The sequence below is a fragment of the Micromonospora sp. DT228 genome, from assembly GCF_049841595.1.
Classification (GTDB): Bacteria; Actinomycetota; Actinomycetes; order Mycobacteriales; family Micromonosporaceae; genus Micromonospora.
Window position 1 is genome coordinate 150,810 of record NZ_JBNCKO010000006.1, and the last position, 20,255, is coordinate 171,064.

The 20,255-nt window shown below is 71.7% G+C and carries 23 protein-coding genes; 11 read left to right on the top strand and 12 right to left on the bottom strand.

What is annotated here, in order from left to right:
• Positions 1 to 27: 27 nt before the first annotated feature.
• A complete protein-coding gene (locus ACLQ29_RS14850; RefSeq protein WP_425772154.1) occupies positions 28 to 393 on the bottom strand; it encodes a YciI family protein in 366 nt (121 codons plus the stop codon).
• Between the two features lie 173 nt (positions 394 to 566).
• Between ACLQ29_RS14850 and ACLQ29_RS14855 the strand changes: the two genes are divergently transcribed.
• A complete protein-coding gene (locus tag ACLQ29_RS14855) occupies positions 567 to 1,439 on the top strand; it encodes an aldo/keto reductase (protein WP_425772155.1) in 873 nt (290 codons plus the stop codon).
• Between the two features lie 25 nt (positions 1,440 to 1,464).
• Here the strand turns inward: ACLQ29_RS14855 and ACLQ29_RS14860 are convergent, their stop codons facing one another.
• Positions 1,465 to 1,857: an effector-associated constant component EACC1 gene (locus tag ACLQ29_RS14860; RefSeq protein WP_425761061.1), complete on the bottom strand. Its 393-nt coding sequence runs from the start codon at positions 1,855 to 1,857 to the stop codon at positions 1,465 to 1,467.
• A gap of 12 nt (positions 1,858 to 1,869) precedes the next feature.
• Complete coding sequence (locus ACLQ29_RS14865) at positions 1,870 to 4,074, bottom strand: M48 family metalloprotease (protein ID WP_425772156.1); 2,205 nt, start codon at positions 4,072 to 4,074, stop codon at positions 1,870 to 1,872.
• Between the two features lie 162 nt (positions 4,075 to 4,236).
• Between ACLQ29_RS14865 and ACLQ29_RS14870 the strand changes: the two genes are divergently transcribed.
• A complete protein-coding gene (locus ACLQ29_RS14870) occupies positions 4,237 to 5,595 on the top strand; it encodes a pentapeptide repeat-containing protein (protein ID WP_425772157.1) in 1,359 nt (452 codons plus the stop codon).
• Positions 5,596 to 5,682: 87 nt separating this feature from the next.
• Here ACLQ29_RS14870 and ACLQ29_RS14875 read toward each other — a convergent pair whose 3' ends face one another.
• On the bottom strand, positions 5,683 to 6,258 hold the full coding sequence (locus ACLQ29_RS14875; RefSeq protein ID WP_425772158.1) for a TetR/AcrR family transcriptional regulator: 576 nt from the start codon (positions 6,256 to 6,258) through the stop codon (positions 5,683 to 5,685).
• 206 nt (positions 6,259 to 6,464) lie between these two features.
• Here ACLQ29_RS14875 and ACLQ29_RS14880 point away from each other — a divergent pair, with 206 nt between their 5' ends.
• Both ACLQ29_RS14880 and ACLQ29_RS14885 read left to right on the top strand, forming a co-directional pair.
• A complete protein-coding gene (locus ACLQ29_RS14880; RefSeq protein WP_425772159.1) occupies positions 6,465 to 7,931 on the top strand; it encodes an MFS transporter in 1,467 nt (488 codons plus the stop codon).
• 105 nt (positions 7,932 to 8,036) lie between these two features.
• The gene (locus tag ACLQ29_RS14885; RefSeq protein ID WP_425772160.1) at positions 8,037 to 9,026 is read left to right on the top strand and encodes an SEC-C domain-containing protein; all 990 of its coding nucleotides are present in this window, start codon (positions 8,037 to 8,039) and stop codon (positions 9,024 to 9,026) included.
• Positions 9,027 to 9,160: 134 nt separating this feature from the next.
• On the opposite strand, the gene ACLQ29_RS14890 is transcribed toward ACLQ29_RS14885, so the two are convergent.
• Positions 9,161 to 9,427: a helix-turn-helix domain-containing protein gene (locus ACLQ29_RS14890; protein ID WP_425772161.1), complete on the bottom strand. Its 267-nt coding sequence runs from the start codon at positions 9,425 to 9,427 to the stop codon at positions 9,161 to 9,163.
• A gap of 100 nt (positions 9,428 to 9,527) precedes the next feature.
• On the opposite strand from ACLQ29_RS14890, the gene map reads away from it, so the two are divergent.
• Together map and ACLQ29_RS14900 are read left to right on the top strand one after the other, a co-directional pair.
• Positions 9,528 to 10,346 carry a type I methionyl aminopeptidase gene (map, locus tag ACLQ29_RS14895; protein WP_425772162.1) on the top strand — a complete coding sequence of 273 codons (819 nt, stop codon included), beginning with the start codon at positions 9,528 to 9,530 and terminating at the stop codon, positions 10,344 to 10,346.
• 45 nt (positions 10,347 to 10,391) lie between these two features.
• On the top strand, positions 10,392 to 10,838 hold the full coding sequence (locus ACLQ29_RS14900) for a nitroreductase family deazaflavin-dependent oxidoreductase (RefSeq protein WP_425772163.1): 447 nt from the start codon (positions 10,392 to 10,394) through the stop codon (positions 10,836 to 10,838).
• On the opposite strand, the gene ACLQ29_RS14905 is transcribed toward ACLQ29_RS14900, so the two are convergent.
• Both ACLQ29_RS14905 and ACLQ29_RS14910 read right to left on the bottom strand, forming a co-directional pair.
• Complete coding sequence (locus ACLQ29_RS14905; RefSeq protein WP_425772164.1) at positions 10,835 to 11,239, bottom strand: hypothetical protein; 405 nt, start codon at positions 11,237 to 11,239, stop codon at positions 10,835 to 10,837. The genes ACLQ29_RS14900 and ACLQ29_RS14905 overlap by 4 nt on opposite strands.
• Complete coding sequence (locus ACLQ29_RS14910) at positions 11,236 to 11,547, bottom strand: hypothetical protein (RefSeq protein ID WP_210786230.1); 312 nt, start codon at positions 11,545 to 11,547, stop codon at positions 11,236 to 11,238. The genes ACLQ29_RS14905 and ACLQ29_RS14910 overlap by 4 nt, the downstream gene beginning before the upstream one ends.
• Positions 11,548 to 11,819: 272 nt before the next feature.
• Here ACLQ29_RS14910 and ACLQ29_RS14915 point away from each other — a divergent pair, with 272 nt between their 5' ends.
• Positions 11,820 to 12,410 carry a Panacea domain-containing protein gene (locus ACLQ29_RS14915; protein WP_425772165.1) on the top strand — a complete coding sequence of 197 codons (591 nt, stop codon included), beginning with the start codon at positions 11,820 to 11,822 and terminating at the stop codon, positions 12,408 to 12,410.
• Positions 12,411 to 12,528: 118 nt separating this feature from the next.
• Positions 12,529 to 12,984 (top strand): Fic/DOC family protein, encoded by a 456-nt coding sequence (locus ACLQ29_RS14920; RefSeq protein ID WP_393363217.1) that lies wholly within the window; start codon positions 12,529 to 12,531, stop codon positions 12,982 to 12,984.
• Between the two features lie 167 nt (positions 12,985 to 13,151).
• Here ACLQ29_RS14920 and ACLQ29_RS14925 read toward each other — a convergent pair whose 3' ends face one another.
• The 3 genes from ACLQ29_RS14925 to ACLQ29_RS14935 form a co-directional block, all read right to left on the bottom strand.
• Positions 13,152 to 13,595 carry a hypothetical protein gene (locus ACLQ29_RS14925; RefSeq protein WP_393363219.1) on the bottom strand — a complete coding sequence of 148 codons (444 nt, stop codon included), beginning with the start codon at positions 13,593 to 13,595 and terminating at the stop codon, positions 13,152 to 13,154.
• Between the two features lie 342 nt (positions 13,596 to 13,937).
• Entirely contained in the window at positions 13,938 to 14,225 is a 288-nt protein-coding gene (locus ACLQ29_RS14930; RefSeq protein WP_425772298.1) for a DUF6244 family protein, read from the bottom strand.
• Positions 14,226 to 14,484: 259 nt separating this feature from the next.
• Complete coding sequence (locus tag ACLQ29_RS14935) at positions 14,485 to 14,703, bottom strand: winged helix-turn-helix domain-containing protein (RefSeq protein WP_196925434.1); 219 nt, start codon at positions 14,701 to 14,703, stop codon at positions 14,485 to 14,487.
• 362 nt (positions 14,704 to 15,065) lie between these two features.
• Here ACLQ29_RS14935 and ACLQ29_RS14940 point away from each other — a divergent pair, with 362 nt between their 5' ends.
• From ACLQ29_RS14940 to ACLQ29_RS14950, 3 genes are read left to right on the top strand one after another with little or no spacing between them, the layout of a single operon-like run.
• Positions 15,066 to 15,221, top strand: a complete 156-nt coding sequence (locus ACLQ29_RS14940) for a hypothetical protein (RefSeq protein WP_425772166.1) — start codon at positions 15,066 to 15,068, stop codon at positions 15,219 to 15,221.
• Positions 15,218 to 15,967 (top strand): hypothetical protein, encoded by a 750-nt coding sequence (locus ACLQ29_RS14945; protein WP_425772167.1) that lies wholly within the window; start codon positions 15,218 to 15,220, stop codon positions 15,965 to 15,967. The genes ACLQ29_RS14940 and ACLQ29_RS14945 overlap by 4 nt, the downstream gene beginning before the upstream one ends.
• Positions 15,961 to 16,434: a hypothetical protein gene (locus ACLQ29_RS14950; RefSeq protein ID WP_425772168.1), complete on the top strand. Its 474-nt coding sequence runs from the start codon at positions 15,961 to 15,963 to the stop codon at positions 16,432 to 16,434. The genes ACLQ29_RS14945 and ACLQ29_RS14950 overlap by 7 nt, the downstream gene beginning before the upstream one ends.
• Positions 16,435 to 16,562: 128 nt before the next feature.
• Here the strand turns inward: ACLQ29_RS14950 and ACLQ29_RS14955 are convergent, their stop codons facing one another.
• On the bottom strand, positions 16,563 to 17,600 hold the full coding sequence (locus ACLQ29_RS14955) for a hypothetical protein (RefSeq protein ID WP_425772169.1): 1,038 nt from the start codon (positions 17,598 to 17,600) through the stop codon (positions 16,563 to 16,565).
• 2 nt (positions 17,601 to 17,602) lie between these two features.
• Entirely contained in the window at positions 17,603 to 20,179 is a 2,577-nt protein-coding gene (locus tag ACLQ29_RS14960; protein ID WP_425772170.1) for an FtsK/SpoIIIE domain-containing protein, read from the bottom strand.
• Between the last annotated feature and the right edge of the window lie 76 nt (positions 20,180 to 20,255).

A 20,255-nucleotide genomic window follows, 5' to 3' on the forward strand; every position in this document is an offset into this window, starting at 1 on the left:
CACGACAACCGCCGATTGACCGACAGCTCAGCTCTCGGTCTTGATCAGGGGGAACTCCAGCGACCCGGCCGGGCAGAGGAAGGTCAACACGTCCACCCGGTAGAGCCCGGCCTGCACCGCCGGGTCGGCCTCCAACACGCTGCGGACGTCGTCGACGCTGCCGGTGCGGGCCAGACCGAAGCCGATCGGTGGCTCCGGCTCGCGGGCCGGCCCGTCCACCGAACCGGCGACCAGGATGATGCCGCTTCGCTGGAGCGCCTGCATGTGCTCGGCGTGCTCGGCCTGTAAACGCTGCACGGTCTCGGCGGGCAGGACCCGTCCGGCCGCGCCGGGATAGATCACGATGCACTCGTACGTGTCGAGCGCGAAGTTGACCTGCGGCACTCCCGCCATGGGTGCTCCCTCCGCCGTCGCGCCGAACGGCACCGGCCCCGCCAGCGTCGCACGGACGCCCCTGTCGGACCGGGCGCTTGCCGGCATCTGACCCCGGCGGCCGGGTGACGTGTCCGCGCACACAGTCGGGTGACGCCCGGTGTACCGGCCGAGTTCCGGGGGATGATCTGCCAATGGCGACAAACATCAGTGAGCAGCCCGCGAAGGCGTCCGGCACCTACCGGATCGGCGGGGACGTCACCGTCAACCGGCTCGGTTACGGGGCGATGCAGATCACCGGCCCCGGTGTCTGGGGTGACCCGAAGGACCCGGCGGAGGCGGTCCGGGTGCTGCGCCGGGCCGTCGAGCTGGGCGTGACGTTCATCGACACCGCCGACTCGTACGGGCCGTTCGTCTCGGAGATGCTGATCCGCGAGGCCCTGCACCCGTACGCCGACGACCTGGTCATCGCGACCAAGGCCGGGCTGACCCGCTCCGGCCCGGGCGACTGGCGTCCGGTGGGCCGCCCGGAGTATCTGCGCCAGCAGTGTGAGTTGAGCCTGCGCCACCTCGGCCTGGACACGATCCCGCTCTACCAGCTGCACCGGATCGACTCGAAGGTGCCGCTCGCCGACCAGTTGGGCGAGCTGGCGCTGTTGCGGCAGGAGGGCAAGATCCGACACATCGGGGTGTCCGAGGTGAGCGTGGCGCAGATCGAGGAGTCGCGCGCGATCACCACGATCGCCTCGGTGCAGAACCTGTACAACCTCGCCAACCGCAGCGCCGAGGACGTGCTGGAGTACTGCGAGCGCAACGACCTGGCGTTCATCCCGTGGTTCCCGATCGCCACCGGTGAGCTGGCCCGCCCCGGCGGGCCGCTGGACGCCATCTCCACCGCGCACGGCGCGTCGCCCGCGCAGCTCGCGTTGGCCTGGCTGCTGCGCCGGTCGCCGGTGATGCTGCCGATCCCCGGCACGTCCTCGGTGGCGCACCTGGAGGAGAACGTGGACGCGGCCGACGTACGGCTCACCGACGACGAGTTCGAGTCGTTGGCCAAGGCGAGCTGACCCTCCGGCGCGGACGCCGCCGGTGTCAGTCGGCGGCGTCCGGACCGGGCTCCCGGGCGGCCCGCAGCGCCTCGGTCGCCTGGGCCAGCAGGCGAGCCGAGTCGGTGCGTCCACTCACCTGTAGTTCCACCTCGGTGTCGCCGGCCTGGATTCGGACGCTGGCCTCGGTGCGCTGCTGGTCGACCCACGACTGCAACAGGTTGAACAGGCCCGGGAGCAGCCCCTGCGCCAGCACCGCGATGATCACCGCGTCGGTGAAGCCCGGCCGTCCCCCGCCGCCGCCGGCCTGCCGGACCACCGGCCGGTACTGCGGGTTGCGCTGGATCCAGTCGAGCAGGGCGACGGGTGGCGCCTGCCGGTGCCGCGGACTGATGGTCAGCCGGACCGGCTGCCGCGCGGCGGTGTCACTGTCGGTCACTGTTGCTCCCGGTCAGTTGGTGGCGGGGCGGAAGGCGATGGTGTCCCCGTCGGCGGTGGCGACGCCCCCGACGGTCAACGTGTCCTCGTCGGTGAACGGTGTGTTGGTGCCGAAGTAGGCGTTGGTGCCGCTGACCTGCACCCTGCCCCGGGTCTCGCTCGGGGTGGTGACCTGCGCGCTGGCCGGGCCGGTCAGTTCGACGGCGATCTTCGGGTATTCCAGGATCTTCCAGGTGACCTTCTGCGCGGCGCCGCCGTAGTAGCGGAACGGGCAGCCCGGCGGCGCGACGACCGTCTGCTTGGCGCACTCGTCCAGCCAGGCGCGTACCTGGGCCTCGACGGCCTCGCCGGCCGTCGGCTTGAGCACCGGGGCCAGTTGGAGGGTCGCCGCGCTCTGCCCCGGGCCGACCGCCACGGTCTCGCTCGGCGTCTCACTGAGCGCGCTGGCCGGGCCGGTCGCGGTGTACTCACCGGGCAGCAGCACCAGCGCGGGGCCCTCGGCTGCGCCCGGCAGCGCCACCCCGTTGAGTTGCGCCCCGGGGCCGGCGATCGGGGTGTCGAGCGGAGTCAGCCCACCGCTCACCTGCCAACCGTGGAAGAGCCCGAGGGTGGTCTCGTCGTCGCGGCGCAGGGCCATATCTGTGGTGCGCCGCTCACCGGCCAACCGGTACGCCACGGTGGCGGTGGCGCTGTCGCCGTCCCGGTCCAGCTTGGTGATCCTGACGTCGGTCGGTGGTCGGTAGCCCTTGGCGCGCAGCAGTTGGGCGAGCAGCTTGCGGTCGGTGACACCGCCCTGCCCGCTCAGGAGGTCGAGCGCGGCGTCGCTGTCCCGGTCGGCGAGCGCGGAGAAGTATCCGTCGACAGCCGCCTGCGGTCGGAAGAACGCCCACTGCACCACGCCGAGCCCGCCGGTGCCGACGCAGGCCGCCAGCACGAGGACGCCGACCAGCAGCCAGGTGCGACGGGTGCCGACCGGGCCGGAGTGGCCGAACAGCCGCTCGACGGTGACGGGCTCGTCCGCGCCGGCGGGCACCCCCGCCACGGACGCCCGCTCCAGCGCGTCGAGCCGCAGCTCGTGCGGGGGGTGGGTGGCGCAGACCGCCTCGTCCCAGCCGCTGCGGCCGGTCTCGAAGGACAGCCGCCGCTCCAGGACGCGCCGCATCCCGTCGACGTGCCCGGTGAGCACCGCGCCGAGGTCGGCCCGGTACTCGGCCGCCCGCACGTCGCGGGCGTGCAGTGGCAGCACCACGTAGCGCATGGTGAGCAGCACCGGCCAGAAGAACAGGAAGACCACGAAGTTGGTGCCCGGGTGCGGGAACGTCCGCATCAACCAGGTCGGCAGGGCGTGCGCGAGGGTCAGCGGCAGGCCGACACCACGGACGAAGGCGCTGGTGATCTCGTCGCCGGTGCGCCAGTGCACCAGCTCGTGGCTGAGCAGCGCGGCGACCTCGTCGTCCGGCTCGGTCAGCACCGCGGTGGTGACCACCACGTGCCGCGCGTACGTGCGGGCGTTGCTCAGGACCGGGTCGTCCTCCATCAGCAACCGGGGCACGCTTGTCAGGCCGAGCCGCCGGGCGCACTCGTCCAGCACGGGGCGCAGCCGCGCGTACTCCCGGCGGCTGGGCTGGCGGGCACCGGAGACCACGAGCAGGCGCGGTTCCAGCAGCACCCGGTAGAGGGTGTAGAGCACCCCGATCAGCGCCGCCGCGGCCACCGTGCCGACCAGGCCGGTGGCCAGCGCGATGGGGCCGTCGGTGGCGCCCAGCCAGGGCACCACCAGCACGGAGAGGAAGCCGATCAGGAACCCGGCGACGAAGCCGGTCACGCCGCCGAGCACCCCGCCGGAGCGGGTCAGGAACGCCTCCAGCACGGCGCCGATCACCGGGGCGTCGCGCAGCACCTGGGGCACCTGGTCGTCAGCGCCCAACGCGCCGGCGAAGAGCCCGGTGACGGCAAAGGTGAGGCCGCCCCAGAACGCCAGGAGCAGCGCGAGCGGCAGGTAGAACCAGGTGGCGACGAACGCGCCGAGCACGCCCCGCCAGTCCCGCAGGATCCCGGCGCGCAGCCAGACCAGCGCACTCGGATAGCCGGGCGGCCGGTCGGCGAAGCCGCCGGTGGTCGGTGGGGCGGCGGCGGTCGGTGGCTCGGCCGCCCGGACGTCGAGCTGCGGCACGGTCGGCGGGGTGCCCTCCGGCGGCACGGTGTGCGGCTCGGTCATGCGCGCTGCTCCTCTGGGACGTCACGTCTGTCGCGATTGGACAGCGGCAGCAGGTTATCGAGCACGTCTGATGTCCGGCACCCCCTTTCCCAGGAACGTCGCCCACCCGACATTCACCGTCGCGCACCCCGGGGTGGTGAGTGCGAATGGCATGCTGTGGCCGTGGTCGCCGACGAACCCCCCGAGCGCCAGTTACGGGTGATGCCGTGGTGGCTGGTGCTTGTCGGCCTGCTGGTCGCCGCCGCCCTGGGCTGGCTGGTGCTGGGCCTGCTGCTCGCCGAGGCCGACCGGGCCAGCCAGCCGGACACCCGCGCCACGCTGCGCATCGACGCGATCCGCACCGGCCTGACCGTGGTCGCCGGCACCGGCGGAGGGTTGGCCCTGCTGCTGGCCGCCCGACGCCAGTGGATCACCGAACGCGCGCAGCGGCACCAGGAGAGCGTCGCCGCCCGCGACCAGGCCCACCGGGACCGGGTGCAGGCGCACGCCGAGTCGGTGGCCGAGGCGGCGCAACGCCAGCAGGACCGGCAGTCCGCAGCGGCCGAGCACGACGCGGCGGAGCGCCGGTTGACCGAGCTCTACACCCGGGCCGTCGAGCTGCTCGGCAACGACAGCGCGGCGGTACGCCTCGGCGGCCTGCACGCCCTGGAACGCCTCGGTCAGGACAATCCTCGGCAGCGCGCGACGATCGCTGCGGTGCTCTGCGCGTACCTGCGAATGCCGGCGCCGGACGGCGAGCCGCGCGAGACGGAGGTCCGGCGCACCGCGCAGCGCGTGCTCACCCGACACCTGCGCGCGGACGACGCGACCCACTGGCCGGAGCTGACGCTCGACCTGACCGGCGCCACGCTCGTCGACTTCGACGCCACGGGCTGCACGCTCGTCGACGCGACCTTCACGGCGGCGGCGTTCACCGGTACGACCACCTTCGCGGGCGCGACGACCCGGGGGCTGCTCCTGCTCGGGGCGACGACCTTCGGCGACGTGGCCTTCGAGGGTCTCGCAGCCGACGGTGAGGTCCTGCTGGACGGCGCTCGCGTCGGCGGTCTGGCCAGCTTCGACGGGGCGACGTTCACGGGTGGCCTGTCCTGTCGGCGGTCCACCTTCGCCGGCCTGACCTCATTCCGCCGAGCGACGTTCGGTCAGCCGACCAGCTTCGACGCGACCCGCTTCGAGGACGCCGCCACGTTCCGGGAGGCCGTCTTCGACGCCTCGCTGTCGATGGAGCACACCGAGTTCGGCCGGTCGGCCAACTTCCACTCCGTCCGCTTCGGGAGCATGGCGCTGTTCCGCTGGACCGTGTTCGGCGCGGAGGCGTTGTTCGACCGGGCCCGCTTCACCGACGCCGCGAACTTCGGCCGGGCCCGGTTCCACAGCATGACTAGCTTCCGCGACGCACAGTTCAGCCGGCCACCGCAGGTCGACCAGGCCCGGGCGATCGTCGACCTCGGTCACCGCTGGCCGGCGGGCACGGTGGTGGAACGGCTCGACGACGAATGGCTGCTGCTTGTCGACCGCTGACGCCTGGCTAACGGGCGGCCGCTGGTCAGCGGGCGGGGGTGCTCTGAGCGGCGGGTGGGGGCGCTGGTCAGCGGGCGGGGGCGCTGGTCAGCGGGCGGGGGCGCGTAGGCCGTCCAGGGCGACGCCGAGCACCCGGTCGCGCTGCTCGGGCGACGGGAACTGGGCCAGGGTCAGGCCGCTGATCAGGCGTATCACGTCGTCGAAGCTGACGTCGGCACGGACCACGCCGGCCTCCTGGGCGCGGCGCATCAGCGGCTCGCCGGCGGCGTAGATCTCCGTCCGGCAGCTCGCGAAGATCTCCGAGTCGTGCAACAACTGCTCGGCGAGCGCCCGCTTGGTGGCGACGTACGCGACGAACCGGTGCAGCCAGGCGACGAGCGCGTCCCACGGGGGCAGCTCGGCGAGGTCCTCGGCCGAGCGGCTCAGCGCCCGGACCTCCTCGACGTAGACGGCCTCGAAGAGGTGCCGTCGGCTGGGGAAGTTGCGGTAGAGCGTGCCGATGCCCACGCCGGCGCGTCGGGCCACGTCCTCCAGGGAGGCGGCGGCGCCGTTCTCGGCGAACGCCTCGCGCGCCGCCACGATCAGGGCGTCGTAGTTACGCCGCGCATCGGCCCGCTTGGGCCGCTGGGCGAAGACCTCGGGCGCCTGCCCCGCGCTGGTCATGACGTGCGTCACCTCAACCTGGTTGCATCCGGAGGCAACCCTCCGCTAGCTTAGTGGAGGCACCCCTCCGGAAACCCCGGAGGCCCGCCTCCGGTTAGCTTACCTCGGTACCCGCCCGATCGCCGCCTGGCCACCCGATCGCCCGGACCGACAGCCCTGCCCGCCGCAGACGGCGGGCTCAGTACGTACTCAGGGAGTTTTCTCTCGTGGCAGTAACCTCCCGGCGCAGCTCGCGCCGGCTCACCTTCACCGTGCTCGCGGCCGGTGCCGGGTTCTTCGCGATGCTCCAGTCGCTGATCACCCCGGTGCTACCGACCATCCAGCAGGATCTGCACACGTCCCAGAACACCGTGACCTGGGTCCTGACCGCCTACCTGCTCTCCGCGTCGATCTTCACGCCGATCCTCGGACGGGTCGGCGACATGGTCGGCAAGGAGCGGATGCTCGTCGTCTCGCTCGCCGCGCTCGCGCTCGGCTGCCTGCTGGCCGCCATCGCGCCGAACATCGGCGTCCTCATCCTCGCCCGGGTCGTGCAGGGCATCGGCGGTGCGGTCTTCCCGCTGTCGTTCGGCATCATCCGTGACGAGTTCCCGGCCGCGCGGGTCTCCACGGCCGTGGCTGCCATCTCGGCGATCGTGGCCGTCGGCGGTGGCCTGGGCATCGTGCTGGCCGGCCCGATCGTCACCACGCTCGACTACCGCTGGCTGTTCTGGATCCCGATGGTCGTGGTCGGGCTGACCGCCGTGGCCGCCCACCTGTTCGTCCCCGAGTCGCCGGTCCGCACCCCCGGGCGCATCGACTGGCGCGCCACCCTGCTGCTCTCCGGCTGGCTGGTGGCGCTGCTGCTGCCGATCAGCCAGGGCGCGGCCTGGGGTTGGACCTCCACCCGGGTGCTCGGTCTGCTGGTGCTCGCCGTGGTGCTGCTGGTCGGCTGGCTGGTCGCCGAACTGCGGTCGAAGAACCCACTCATCGACATGCGGATGATGCGGCTACCCGGCGTCTGGACCACAAACCTGGTCGCCCTGCTCTACGGCGCGTCGATGTTCTCCGTGTACGCGTTCCTCCCGCAGTTCGTGCAGACCCCGACCGCCGCCGGTTACGGCTTCGGGGCGAGCATCAGCCAGGCCGGTCTGCTCATGCTGCCGATGCTCGTCGCGATGTTCGTCGCCGGTCTCGTCGCCGGCCGACTCCAGGCCGTGTTCAGCGCCAAGGCACAGCTCGCCACCGGCGCCGCGTTCAACGTGGCCGCCTCGGCGATGCTCGCCGCCGCGCACGACACCCGCTGGGAGGTCGCGATCGCCGGCGGCCTGGTCGGCCTCGGCATCGGTCTGGCCTTCGCGTCGATGGCCAACCTGATCGTCGCCAGCGTCCCGGCCAGCCAGACCGGCGTGGCGACAGGCATGAACGCCAACATCCGCACCATCGGCGGCGCGATCGGCGCCGCCGTGGTCAGCGGCGTGATCACCGCCCACCCGCAGGCCAACGGTCTGCCCCGGGAGGCCGGCTTCACGACCGGGTTTCTCGTCCTCACGGCCATCGCCCTGGCGGCCGCGCTCGCGGCCCTCGCCGTCCCGTCCGCCCGGCGGGCGTCGGCCGGTCGCCGGCCGACCACCGCGGCGATCATCGAGTCGGAGCTAGCCGGCGAGTTCGCCACCATGCCCGCGACCCGCTGAGGATTCGTGGCGAAGCCCGGGCGGTTCGCCGCCCGGGCTTCGCCATGTTCCGGAGTACGCTGGCCGCTCCCCCACCCCATGTCCGTCGTCTTTCAGGATGCGCCCATGTCCGAGTTGTTGACCGCCGACCGCATCGAAGAGATCGGCAACCTGGGCTCCACGAGCCCGGACCCGGCCGCGCTCGTCGCCGAGTTGGTGGGTGCCGTCGACGAGGGGCGCGTCGCCGATCCCGACGACACCGGGTTCGCCCTGCTGGTCGCCGTGGACATCCTGGAGCAGGCCGGCGACCTGGCCGACGCGCTCACGCTTGCCACCCGCGCCGTCGCCGAACAGCCCGACGACAACGCGTACGCGCGAGGCGTGCGCGGCGGCCTGCTGCTGCGCCTCGGGCGGACCGACGAGGGCATGGCCGAACTGACCGCCCTGCGTCCGCTGCTGGAGACCAGCCCCACGTCGATGTACCTGATCGACGAGCTGGCCGAGTCCGGCCACGCCGACACGGCTGTGGAGTGGCTCACCGCGGCACTGGACGCCATCCTGGAACGGACCCGCGCCCAGCAGCACGTGTCCGAGGATGCCCAGGACGAGGCCGCCGCAATGATCTACGGCCTGGCCCAGCACCGACACGACCTGCGCGAAGAGCAGGGCCTACCGCACGACGAGTACGACAACCTCGCCGACCGCCTGCGCGCCGCGAGCGACCACGCACTCGACGCCCTCGACGACGGCCCGGCGACGCTGCTGTTCTGGCCGCAGAAGGAGCTCACCGCGCTGCTGCTGCGCTGGCCCACCCTCGTCGACAGCTACGCCGCCACCTGGGACGAACACCGCGCCCAGACCGAACGCGGACTCGTCGTCACCTCCGAGATGGGCGGCACGGACCTGGGTGTGGCCGTCGGCACGGTCGCCGGGCTGGCGGCCTTCGCCGACAGCGAGGGCAGCGACCCCACCGACGAGGAAACTCAGGACGCGTACGCCGACTCACTGACCGGCCCCGACGACCTGCGGGCCTGGCCGCCCGGCCGCAACGACGCCTGCTGGTGCGGATCGGGCGCCAAGTACAAGAAGTGCTGCCTGCCGCGCTCACGCGCCTGACCGGCCGGACGCCGCGGGCGCTCCCCCGGGTGCCGTCGCAGTGGTTCGTTCCGGGCTGCGGTGGTTCGTTCCGGGCTGCGGTGGTTCGTTCCGGGTGCCGCGGTTCGTTCCGGGGTGCCGTCGCAGGCGGTCGTTCAGGAGGCTTCGCGGACGCGCAGGTCGGCCAGCCACACCTCGGCCAGGTCGCTGAGCTGGACGCCGAGGACCTCACTGAGGCAGACCACAGTGCCGAACGCGGGTGCCGGGAGCCGACCCACCTCGATCTTGCGGAGGGTCTCCGGCGAGATGCCGGCCGCCAGGGCCACCTCGACGAGAGGACGGCTACCTCGCGCGACCCGAAGCGCCGCACCGAGACGTTGGCCCGCGGCGATCTGCGCGGGGGTGAGCGGTGGGCGAACCATGTGAGCAGGATAGGTCTGCCTCGGCGGAGCGGCAACGCCATCCGGGCGGGCGCGCCGAGGCGTGGTATAAATATACCGCTACGGACAGGGAGGGTTGGTCGTGATCGAGCTGAAGTCCCCCGAGGAAATCCAACGGATGGCCGTGACCGGCCAATTCGTCGGCGAGTTGCTGGCGGAGCTGCGTGAGGTCGCCGCCGTCGGGGTCAACCTGATGGATCTGGAGCACCACGCGCGCCGTCGGATCAAGGAGCGGGGCGCCGAGTCCTGCTACTGGGACTACTCGCCGTCGTTCGGCCGCGGCCCGTTCCGCAACGTCCTGTGCCTCTCGGTCAACGACGCCGTGCTGCACGGCCTGCCGCACGACTACGTCCTGCGCGACGGTGACCTGCTGAGCATCGACATGGCGGTCGGGATCGACGGCTGGGTCGCCGACTCCGCGCTGTCCGTCATCGTCGGCACCCCCACCCCGGAGGACCTCAAGCTGATCGAGGCCACCGAGGTCGCGTTGACCGCCGCGATCGACGCCGCGCAACCCGGCAACCAGCTCGGCGACGTCTCCGCCGCCATCGGCGAGGTCGCCCACCGCTACGGCTACCAGGTCAACAACGAGTTCGGCGGGCACGGCATCGGTCGCACCATGCACGAGGCCCCGCACGTCGCCAACAGCGGCCGGTCCGGCCGGGGCATGAAGCTCAAGCCCGGCCTGACGATCGCGATCGAGCCGTGGTTCTGCCGCAGCACCGACAAGATCAGGTTCGACGAGGACGGGTGGACGATCCGGTCCGCGGACGGCTCACGCACCGCCCACTCCGAGCACACCGTCGCGATCACCGAGGCCGGCCCCCAGGTGCTGACCACCCGCCCCGGGCAGGGCACCCGCCCGGCCAACCGCAGCGGACAGCCCACCGCGACGTCCTGACCGACGCGCCTCCGACCAGCCCGCCCCCACGAAGGAGACAATGCCGTGACGGCGCAGGAGCAGCACGAGACGATCGAGGACAGCCCGGTCGGGTGGGTCGCCGAGCACATCCGGCGCTACGTGCAGACCGACGGCGCCAACGGCGACACCTTCTACGGCGTACCGTCGCTGCTGCTCACCACGCGCGGACGCCGCACGGGCAAGCTACGCCGCACCGCGCTGATGTACGGCCGCGACGGCGACGACCACCTACTGGTGGCGTCAAACGGGGGCGCCAACGCACACCCCGCCTGGTATCTGAACCTGAGCGCCGACCCGACGGTCGAGGTGCAGGTGGGCGCGGAACGGTTCACCGGTCGGGCCCGGACGGCGACGGGCGAGGAGCGGGCCCGGCTGTGGCCCGTCATGACGAAGGTCTTCCCGACGTACGCCCGCTATCAGAAGGGCACCGACCGCGAGATCCCCGTGGTCGTGATCGAGCGGGCGCCCTAGCCAGGGAACTGGATGACAGGAAGGTCACCGCCGTCGCCGTACGCCTTGACCTCGCTGGTCAGCACCGAGGCATCGTGCTCCAGGACAGCCATCACGGCAGCGGCTAGGTCAACTCGACCGGTGACCACGCGCCAGTACGCCAACTCCTGCCAATCCTCACCCCAGGTGGGCAGCACCGCGCAGGCGGGACGTTCGAGCAGTCGGTGCAGCGCCAGACGATCGCTCGGATCGTCCACCACGGCCAGGACCTCGGCCGCGACCACAGCCGGCACACCGAACCGGACCCCGTCGTGGGCCACCTCGTGGATTGGCTCGGCAACATCCATGGATCCGGCCACGTAGGCGAGCAGCGCGGAACGATCCAGTATCAGCCGGACCGAGGGCGCGTCGGGACTCGTCATGCCGCCGGCGCCTGGCTGCCGGAGCCGTCGAGCATCTCCGCTGCCGCGCGACGGGAACGGTCACGCAGCGCGGCGCGTCGCCCGGGCGACCATTCCTGCTCGACCTGAGCGCGTTGGGCCCGGGCACGGGCCTGCCCCTCCGCCGTCACGGTCATGCCCCGGCGAGCCAGTTCGGCATCGAGATCCTCGGCACGCATCCGTGCCCGAATCGTGTCGACCACATACGCGCTGGCGTTGGGCTCACGCTCCAAGCGCTCCGCCACATCCTGCGGAAGCGAGAACGACTTCTTGCTCACCGATCCGGTCATACCAGCGAGCCTACCGAATCGCACCGGTTACCCATAGCGACACGCCGGTCACCTGTTCTGACGCCGCCTGCGCGTGCTCAGGTGTCCGTGGGTTGGGCGGCACGCGACGACAGGGCTTCCGCGATGGCGGCGATCCGGTCGCACATATGTCCTATGACCCAGCTCGCCATGCTTATAGGATCGAAGTCGACTCGACACCACATCCCAGAGTCAGCGGAGCGTCCAACCGATCGCTAGTCTCGAAGCCAGGCCAAGGTAGGGGGTGTTACCAGATGGCTACCGCTCACGATGTCGCAGCGGCGGTGCTCAGCAAACTCGGCAGTGTCACCGCGATGAAACTGGAAAAACTCGTCTACTACTGCCAGGGGTGGCATCTGGCGCGCGAGGGAGCCTTGTTGTTCCCCGAGCCGATCGAAGCTTGGCGGGAGGGCCCCGTCGTTCCACCTCTCTACCGACACCACCGTAGGCAGCTCATCGTGTCTGAGTGGCCACACGGGGAGGCCGCACGCCTGACACCAGACCAACACAGGACCGTCCAGTGGGTCACTGATGAGTACGGCAAGTTTTCGGCGAGCGAGCTGTCCCTCATGACGCACAACGAGCTGCCCTGGAGGGCTGCCCGCGGTGCGCTCCCCGAGTCGGCCAGCTCGTCGGCAAGGATAAGCACCGACCTTATGCAGACCTACTATGCGCGGCAGATCGCGAACACGGAGACCGCCGTCGGTCTAGCCACCGCGAACGCCGCCCTGGAAGGCAAAGAGTTCGACCAGGACTGGCAGGACAAGCTCCGCGATGTGGCATCGGGTTTGATCAGCGCGGACGAGCTGGTCTCTCAAGAGATTGCTCGCCTCAAGGGTGCATGATCCGTACTGCTGGCCAGGGGCCGCCTGCCTCAAGAACAAGTTAGGAATCACGGATCCCGTCATCCTTCGGGAGGCGGAGTTTCGCCTGACCTCGATTCGGGAGGTTCAAGCATCCCGAATGATGATCCCGGGCAGCTACGGCCTCGACCACCTGCAGGCGTTCCATCGGAAGTTGTTCGGCGATCTGTATGACTGGGCCGGGCAGACCAGGACCGTCGACATCAGTAAGCCGGGAGCGCGCTTCTGCCACTGGCGATACATCGACGACCAAGTGAGCACGATCCTCAGCGGACTCAGCAAGGACGGCTTCCTTCTCGGCCTGAAGCACGAAGCGTTCGTCGAGACACTCGCCCACTACTACGGCGAACTGAACGTCTGTCACCCCTTCCGCGAGGGCAACGGCCGAGCGATCCGATCCTTCCTCCGGCAGCTCGGCGCCGCCGCAGGCTTTCTGCTTGACTGGTCGGAGCTAAGCGAGGCTGACAACATCGCAGCGTGCCGCGAGCACCTGACCAGCACCGACACGAGCTTACTTGTCACGGTTCTGCGTCCGGTCGTCCGCCGCTTGAGCTGAAGCCGCCGGTGGCGGAAGGCGTTCTTTCGCAGTCTCGTGCCCGTACGGCGTGTGGCACATGAGGGCTCATCCCGCAGCGAAGGGCCACGGGCTCGTCCGATGGCAGATAGCCGATGCGGAAGCCACCCAGTTATCCACTGCCCTCGACGATGGCTCAGCCAGGCGGGTCACCTCGCCGCCTCCATCGTTGCCTCCACCCGATCGAGATAGTCCCACCACTTCTCATCGTCCCGGCGGCATGAGGACAGCAGGTTCGCGGCGACGACGAATGCCAGGATGATGACGTTTTCACTGGGGACTGCCACCGTGAACGGCTCACCCCTCATCAGTCTCATCAAGAAGTCCGCCACCTCGCGGTGGGTTGGTTGGGCCCAGGATTCTGCTTCGGCGACTTCCTTAGCCACCGCTGAAATCTGATCGTCGCTCGGCCGACCCTCATGGATGTCGACCATCAGGAAGCCGACAAGGCCCAGCGCAAGTTCGACGGTTGCGGCAGCCGTGTCGGCGTCATTGAGAGCGCGCAAGCGCTCATCGAGCTGTGCGAAATCGCGCTGCACGGCGGCATGGATTATGGCCCGCATCACGGCTTCGGCGGAGCTATTGATCTTCACTTTGATTCCTCTCTTGGCGCCTCTTCAACCATGACTTGCCGGCGCTGACTGTGGCCGCCGTCGCCAAGAGCGTCCCGGCGACCGCCTTCGGCAGCACTGGCATAAACTCAGCGACTGTTGCCCAAGCGGCCCCACCAGCCGACGCCCAGAAACCGACTGCCTCCGCGCTCACCCGTTCCCGCCGGCTGGAGGGCTGTGCAATGTCTTGCGCATCAGCGTTTCGGCGAGCACGAGCACCCTCCCGGCGATTCGGAGGGTTTTCAGACTGCCGGGGGACATGAGGACGGATGGTCGGAGTCACCACTGCGGGTGGTTGGTGGGTTGCGCTGCCACCACCCGTGGTCAGTTTCCCAGCGCTCGGACCTTGGCGATCGTCTCCTGCACGTGCTGCTTGGCCGGGTCGCCGCCCTGGGACGCCTGCGCGAGCGCCTGACGATACGAGTCGATCATGCCGACCAGGGGGCCGGCGGCCACACCTTCAAGCGCACCGGCGACGAGCGCCCGCGCCTCGGCCGCGTCCTGGGCTGCCGCTGCGGTCTTGGCCTTCGCCTCGTCCAGCTTCTGCGACGCCGCCGCCAACCTCGCGATGATCTGTGCTGCACTCACGCGCACCTCCCCCTGATCGACCATCGCCTCCACCACCGCACCGGCAGAGACCACATCGGAGCGTACGAGATCCGCGCACCCAGCGCGACCGGCCGCTCTCTCCCGCGTCACCTCGTGCCAGAGATCGTCCCCAAGCGAGCGAGTCTGACGAAGTGTGACTACGAGACCTCGATCAGGCCGGGCAACAACCTAGATCTTGGACAGTTTCCGTTACGCGCTAACGGAAACTGTCCAAGATTGCCGCAACGCGGAACCGAGAGGCGGCGTCGGACCGGTCGGACGTTCAGCGGTCGGCAACGAACACCCCGAGCCCGTGAACACCTTGCACCCAGCCCTGAGTCTGAAGGACGAGGATGGCTTGCCGAACCACGGTCGTCGAAACACCGTGCTGAGCCTTGAGCTGCACCGTGGAGGGCAACTGGTCCCCCGGCGCAAGCTCCCCTGACTCGATCTGGCCCCGGATGTGGTCCGCGAGCCGTTCCCACTTTGGTTTGACGGGCATATGGACTCCCAGGTCTGCCCCGTCATTTGATCACGCGCTACTACTCGTGACAAGTAACGTGTTGTTGTGCTTGCTATCCGTGACTAGTTGTGTAAAGTTCGAAGCGGCTGGCTCCCAGGTCTGCAAACCCGGAGCTGGTCGTTCCCACCGCGCAGGAAGCGCCCGGTCGGTCGGTCCCCCCGTTCGGCCGGGCGTCCCGGGGCGTGCCCGCACGCCGCCCCGACGCAGGAGCCGTGAGCAGCTAGGAGACAACCCCCGACGGGAGCCACCCGATGCCCGAGCGACCCGACGAACCCCCCACCGACCCCCCAACCCCAGCCCCAGCCCCAGCCCCAGCCCCAGCCGAGAACCGCCATCGCCTCGTGTCCGATCAGGACGTCGAGGATGCCGACGACGTCCTCTTCGCCCATCCACCGCGGGTGGTCCGTCGCTGGCTGTGCGAGTGCGGCGCCGACTACCCCTGCACCGATGTGCGCTTCGCCCTGCTGGTCAAGTCCAGTGCCGAGGCGGGCGAATGAGCGCCGACGCTCTGGACGACCTACGTGCGGCTTGGCTGGCCACCATCTCCGCCGCCGATCGGGCCGGCGCACAGTTGCACGGGGCGGGGCCGCCCGGCTGGCGAATGCCCTGGCAGGACGCGGTCACGGAGTGCTGGCGCGCGCTGAGCCTGGTCTACGCCGGCTTGGCCGCCGATCGGGAGTCACCGGGAGGCTCGATCGGGGACCTGCTCGCCGGCCTGCACACCGCTCGGATCGACGCGGACCGGGCCGCCGCGCTGGCCGCTCGGGTCCGCTGGCGGTTGGGTGCGACCGAGGACCGGCTGCGGCGTACCCGGGAGGTGGCGGACGTGGTCGCGGCCCGGCACCTCGCGGCGGCGATCACCCGATTGGACCTTGTCGTTGCCCGGCTCGCGGTCGGCGGGTGCCGGATCGAGCGTTCGGTGGCGGCGCTGACCGGATGTGCGGTGACGGCACCTCCCGAGCACTCGGTGCCGACACCGATCGAAGAGCCGGCGACACCTCCCGAGCGATCGGTGGCGACACCTACCGCGGAGCCGGCGGCACCGCCTGCGCCGCCCCGCTCCACCAGCCACGACGACACCGACCACGCCACCGACGCCGACCACGACAGCGCCGCCGGCCGCGCCGACGTGATCGCCCACGGCTGCCGGTCGGCGAGCGCGCTGGTGACCAGGCGGCATCGACTGACCAGGCCGAGCCCATACAGGAGAGCACTCACGATGATCAGGGAGCGACGATGGTGACCGACCCGGACGCGGCCCTTCGCGACCTGCTGACTGGGCGGCTGCGGGGCCACGAACGCCGGCTGGACCGGTTTGCCGAGTCGGACTGGCGGCGGTACGGGGACCTGCTCGCCGGTGCGCTGTTGGTCGCGGTCCGGCGGCGCTTCGTCGCGGGGCAGGATCGCGCGCCGGTGATCCGCTTCGTGGCGTCCGCCCGAGAACGCTACGACGCGACCGGGCGCGACGTCGACCCGGTGCTGGCCGAGGCCCTGGTGTGGGCGGCGCTCGGTGAGCGTTCGCCGGTGCCCCACGACGCGGCGGCGATCGTCGCGCGGACGGTGCTGCTGCTCGGGCTGCTCGAAGACGAAGGCCTCACCGACCGCGAACTCGACGAAATCCTGGTTACCGCCGCACACACCGCCGACGGTTCGCCGCAGGGCACGGATCGCGATCGGGCAGGCGCACCAGTCCAGTCCGACCGGCAGTGAGCGCAACGGGGGCGGAAGATCGACTCGGTTTCCTTGAAGGCGGGGTGTCCAAGCGGCCCGGACACCCCGCCTTCCTGAAACCCGAGTCGATCAAGCCGGGCGCGAGTCGGGCGGGACCGCGGCGGGGCTCAGCGCAGGCCGCGTACCAGCAACAGATAGGCGCAGTACGCCATCGGCACCAGCAGAAAACAGATCAGGAATCCCAGCGGCAGATATCGCGGCGGGGTGCCGGCGACCATGGCCGGCCGCCCCCACCGGCCCAACACCAGATACCCACCGAAGAACGCCACCGCCGGCAACCCCGCGCAGATCCACGCGCCGAGGGTGAACCCGTCCACAATGCCCACGCCGGAGGCGAGCACCAGGGCCAGCATGACCACCCCGGCAGCGGCCCCACAGCCGGCGTAGACGGCGACCGCCCGCGCCAGCGGCGACCACGTCGGCAGGAGCGCCGGCCGCTGGGCCAGCAACTCCGCCTGCTGCCCGTGCCGGTCGGCCTCGTCGGCCATCCGCCGGGCCAGCTCCAGCTCCACCACCGGGTCGACCGCCGCCGCTCGCTGCGCCGGCACCCCGGCGCCCGCCGGGCTCACCGCCGTCGGCAACGCCAGCCGCGCCTCCCCCGCCGGCACCTGGGGGTACGCCCCGACCCCCGCCCGCCCCGACCCGCCGGCTGCGCCGCCGGATGCCCCGTCCCCGGTTCCGGCTGCGGTGAACGGGCCTGACCCGGCAGCGGAGCCAGGGCCGAAGAAGCCCGCAGCGGAGCCGGAGCCGGACCCGCCAGTGGAGGCCGGACCGGACCCGGCAGCGGGGCCCGGACCGGACCCGGCAGCGGAGCCCGGACCGGACCCGGCAGCGGGGCCGGAGCTGGACGGTGGACCGGGCCAGGCGCCGGTCTCGTCAGCCGTCCACGCCCTCTGTCCCGCCCCTGGGCCCGAGGCAGGGGCGGGGCCCGAGGCAGGGGCGGGGCCGGCTTGGGGCTGGTCGACGCCGATGGCGTGGCCGAGTTGGTCGAGGCGCTGGCCCTGGGCGGTCAGCCGCTGGTGCAGGTAGTCGACGGCGGCGTGCAGGTCACGGCGGCGCGCGGACTCGGCGGCGGCGTGCTGCTCCCCGGCGCGGTGCTGCTCGGCGAGCTGTCGGGCCAGCGCCGCGTACTCCTCGAAGGACACCGTCACCGCTCCCCGTCCGGCTCGTCTGCCTCGCCGGCGAAGTCCGGCTCGTCTGCCTCGCCGGCGAACGGGACGATCAGTCGGGTGCGCTGGTCGTGCCGGTCGATCAGCAGCGCCCGGTCGGCGCGGGGCGTGTAGGTCAGGTCGTGCGTGCCGAGGTGCAGGGCCAGCTCGCTTCCGGGCACGTTGAGCGCCACCAGGCAGGCGACGTCGTCGCGGTTCTGGGTGCCGCCGAGGTCGTCGGCGAGCCGGCGCAGCCCACGCCACCAGCCGAGCAGGTGCACTCCCTGACCGGGGCCCTGACGCAGGAGGGTACGCAGGTCGTCCAGGCCGGAGCGGAAGGTGCTCGGGTCGGTGGCCCCGAGGACCGGCGCGGCGGCGTCCATCCCGAACACCACGAGGTATTCCCGGCCGGCGGGCTCGGCGGCCAGCGCGGCGATGCGCTCGCGCAGCCCGGCGGCGTCGAGGCGCCGCACCTCGTGGCCGGCGGCCCGGAGGGCGGTTTCGGTGTCGTCGGCGACACCGGCGGCGGCGGTGACCAGGGAGGCCACCTGGAACCGGACGTCGCCGGGGTGGTGCTGGCGGGCCAGGCTGAGCGTCGCGGCGCGCAGCACGTCCGCGCCGGCCGGCGCGGTGCCCACCACGGCGAGGTGCCGGCCGGGGGTGGCGTCCATCAGGAACAGCGCGGTGGTGCCGTGCACGTCGACGGTCCGGCCGACCAGGGCCATCGGACGCCGGCCACCAGGGCGCAACCCGGCGAAGGTGGGGTCGTCCTCGACCCGCGCGGCCTCGTACCCCTTGAAGACCGCGGGTGCCCGCGAGCCCGCCGGCCGGGCCTGCCACAGGTCGTGGCGCAACGCGGCCAGGTCCGCCGCCGCCGCGTGCGCGTCGGGGAAGCGCAGCACCGTGTCGGCGCCGACCGCGCCGGCGGCGGTGTTGATGACGGCGGAGCCGATCGGCAGCGCTGCGGCGGCGGTGTTGAGCTGGTCGAGCACCCCACCACCGCCGGGCAGAGCCACCCGCAACGCGAACTGCCCGAAGATCGCCTCGGCCCGCCCGTAGAGGGCCTCGATGCCGGTCATGCTCTGGCTGGCCAGCACCAGGTGGATGCCGTACGAGCGGCCCTTGCGGGCCAACTCCTCCAGCAGGTCCACCGCCGCACGGGCCAGCGCGTCGTTGCCGGCGAGCAGCACGTGGAACTCGTCGATGACCGCCACGATGCGCGGCAGCGGATTGTCCCGGGGCAGGTCGGCGAGTTTGGTGACACCGTGCCGCTTCAGGGCGGTGGCCCGGCGTTGCGCCTCCCGGCGCAGCTCGCGCAGGACGGCGAGACCGTACTCGCGGTCGGATTCGATGCCGACGGCACGGGCGTGGGGCAGCCAGGACGGGTCCCGACTCGTGGGCACGAACTCGGTGAAGCTCACGCCCTCCTTGAAGTCGAGCAGGTAGAGCTGCAACTCGGCAGGAGAGTATCGGGCGGCCAAGCCGTAGAGGACGTCGAGGAGAAAGACGGTCTTGCCGGCACCGGTACGCCCACCGACCAGCCAGTGCGGGGTGGCGTCGTCGAACGCGAGCGTCAGTGGGGTGTCGACGGTCGGCGCGGTACCGCCGGCCCGACCGATCACCGTGCGCAGGCCGTTGCCGGCCGACTCGACCCAGCGCCGCTCGGGCAGCAGGTCGGTGAAGGGCAGCGCGTCGGAGCGGCGGGCGGCGGTGGCCAGGTGTTCGGCGAGCGCGCGTACCGACGCGGACGGCGGGTCACCGTCGAGCAGCACGGGAGCGGTGAGACCGGTGCCGTCGGCGCTGAACGGGGCGCCGGGCGGGTCGCCGACGTGCGCGTACCCCTGGTTGAGCCGGATCGCGGTGGTGCCGCCCAGCGGCGTCGGGGTCTCGCCGGGCAGCCGGGACGGGTGGCCGGCGAGCAGCACGCAGACGGCGGCGGCCGGGCCGGCATGGGTGAGCGCGGCGAGCCGGGCGAGCTCGCGCGGCGGCGGCGCGGCGGTGGCGACCACCACCAGCAGGTGCCGGGCGACGGGCTGGGCGTGCTGTGCCGCGCGGGCGTGCCGCTCGGCGGCGTCGAGCAGCGCGGCCACCTCGGCCTCGCCGGTCGCCGGCGGGTTCAGCACCCCGGCGTCGAGCAACGGGCGCAGCGGGCCGAAGGTGGCACCCACCGCGGCGGTGTCGATGCCGGCGACCCGGACCTGACCGGGTGGCGCGGTGGCGACCAGCCGCAGCACCAACGCCCGCAACAAGCCGGCGACCTGCGGGTCCCGGACGTCGGCGTCCACCGCCAGGTGGTGGCCGCCGCCGAGCGGGACCAGCACCGGGAAGCCGCCGGCCACGGTGGATGCCGCGCCGATCCGTACGGCGGTCGGCTCGTCGGTCAGCGGCGTGACGCCCGGCGCGGGAGTGGCCAGGGCGCCACCGAGGTGGGCGAGGTGGGCCACCAGCTCGGCGGCGCCTGTCGGCGCGACGGCCGCCGGCGTCCCGCCGAGGGCGCCGCGGGCGGCGTCCAGGTGCGCTCGGGCCGCCCGGTGGGCATTGACCGCCTGCCCGTACGCCGACGCGAGCCTGCCCAACCTCTGCCCCCAACGCCAACGGCCGCCTGGTCCCAGGAACCCTAACGGACATCGGTGGCAACCGGACAGTCCCGTG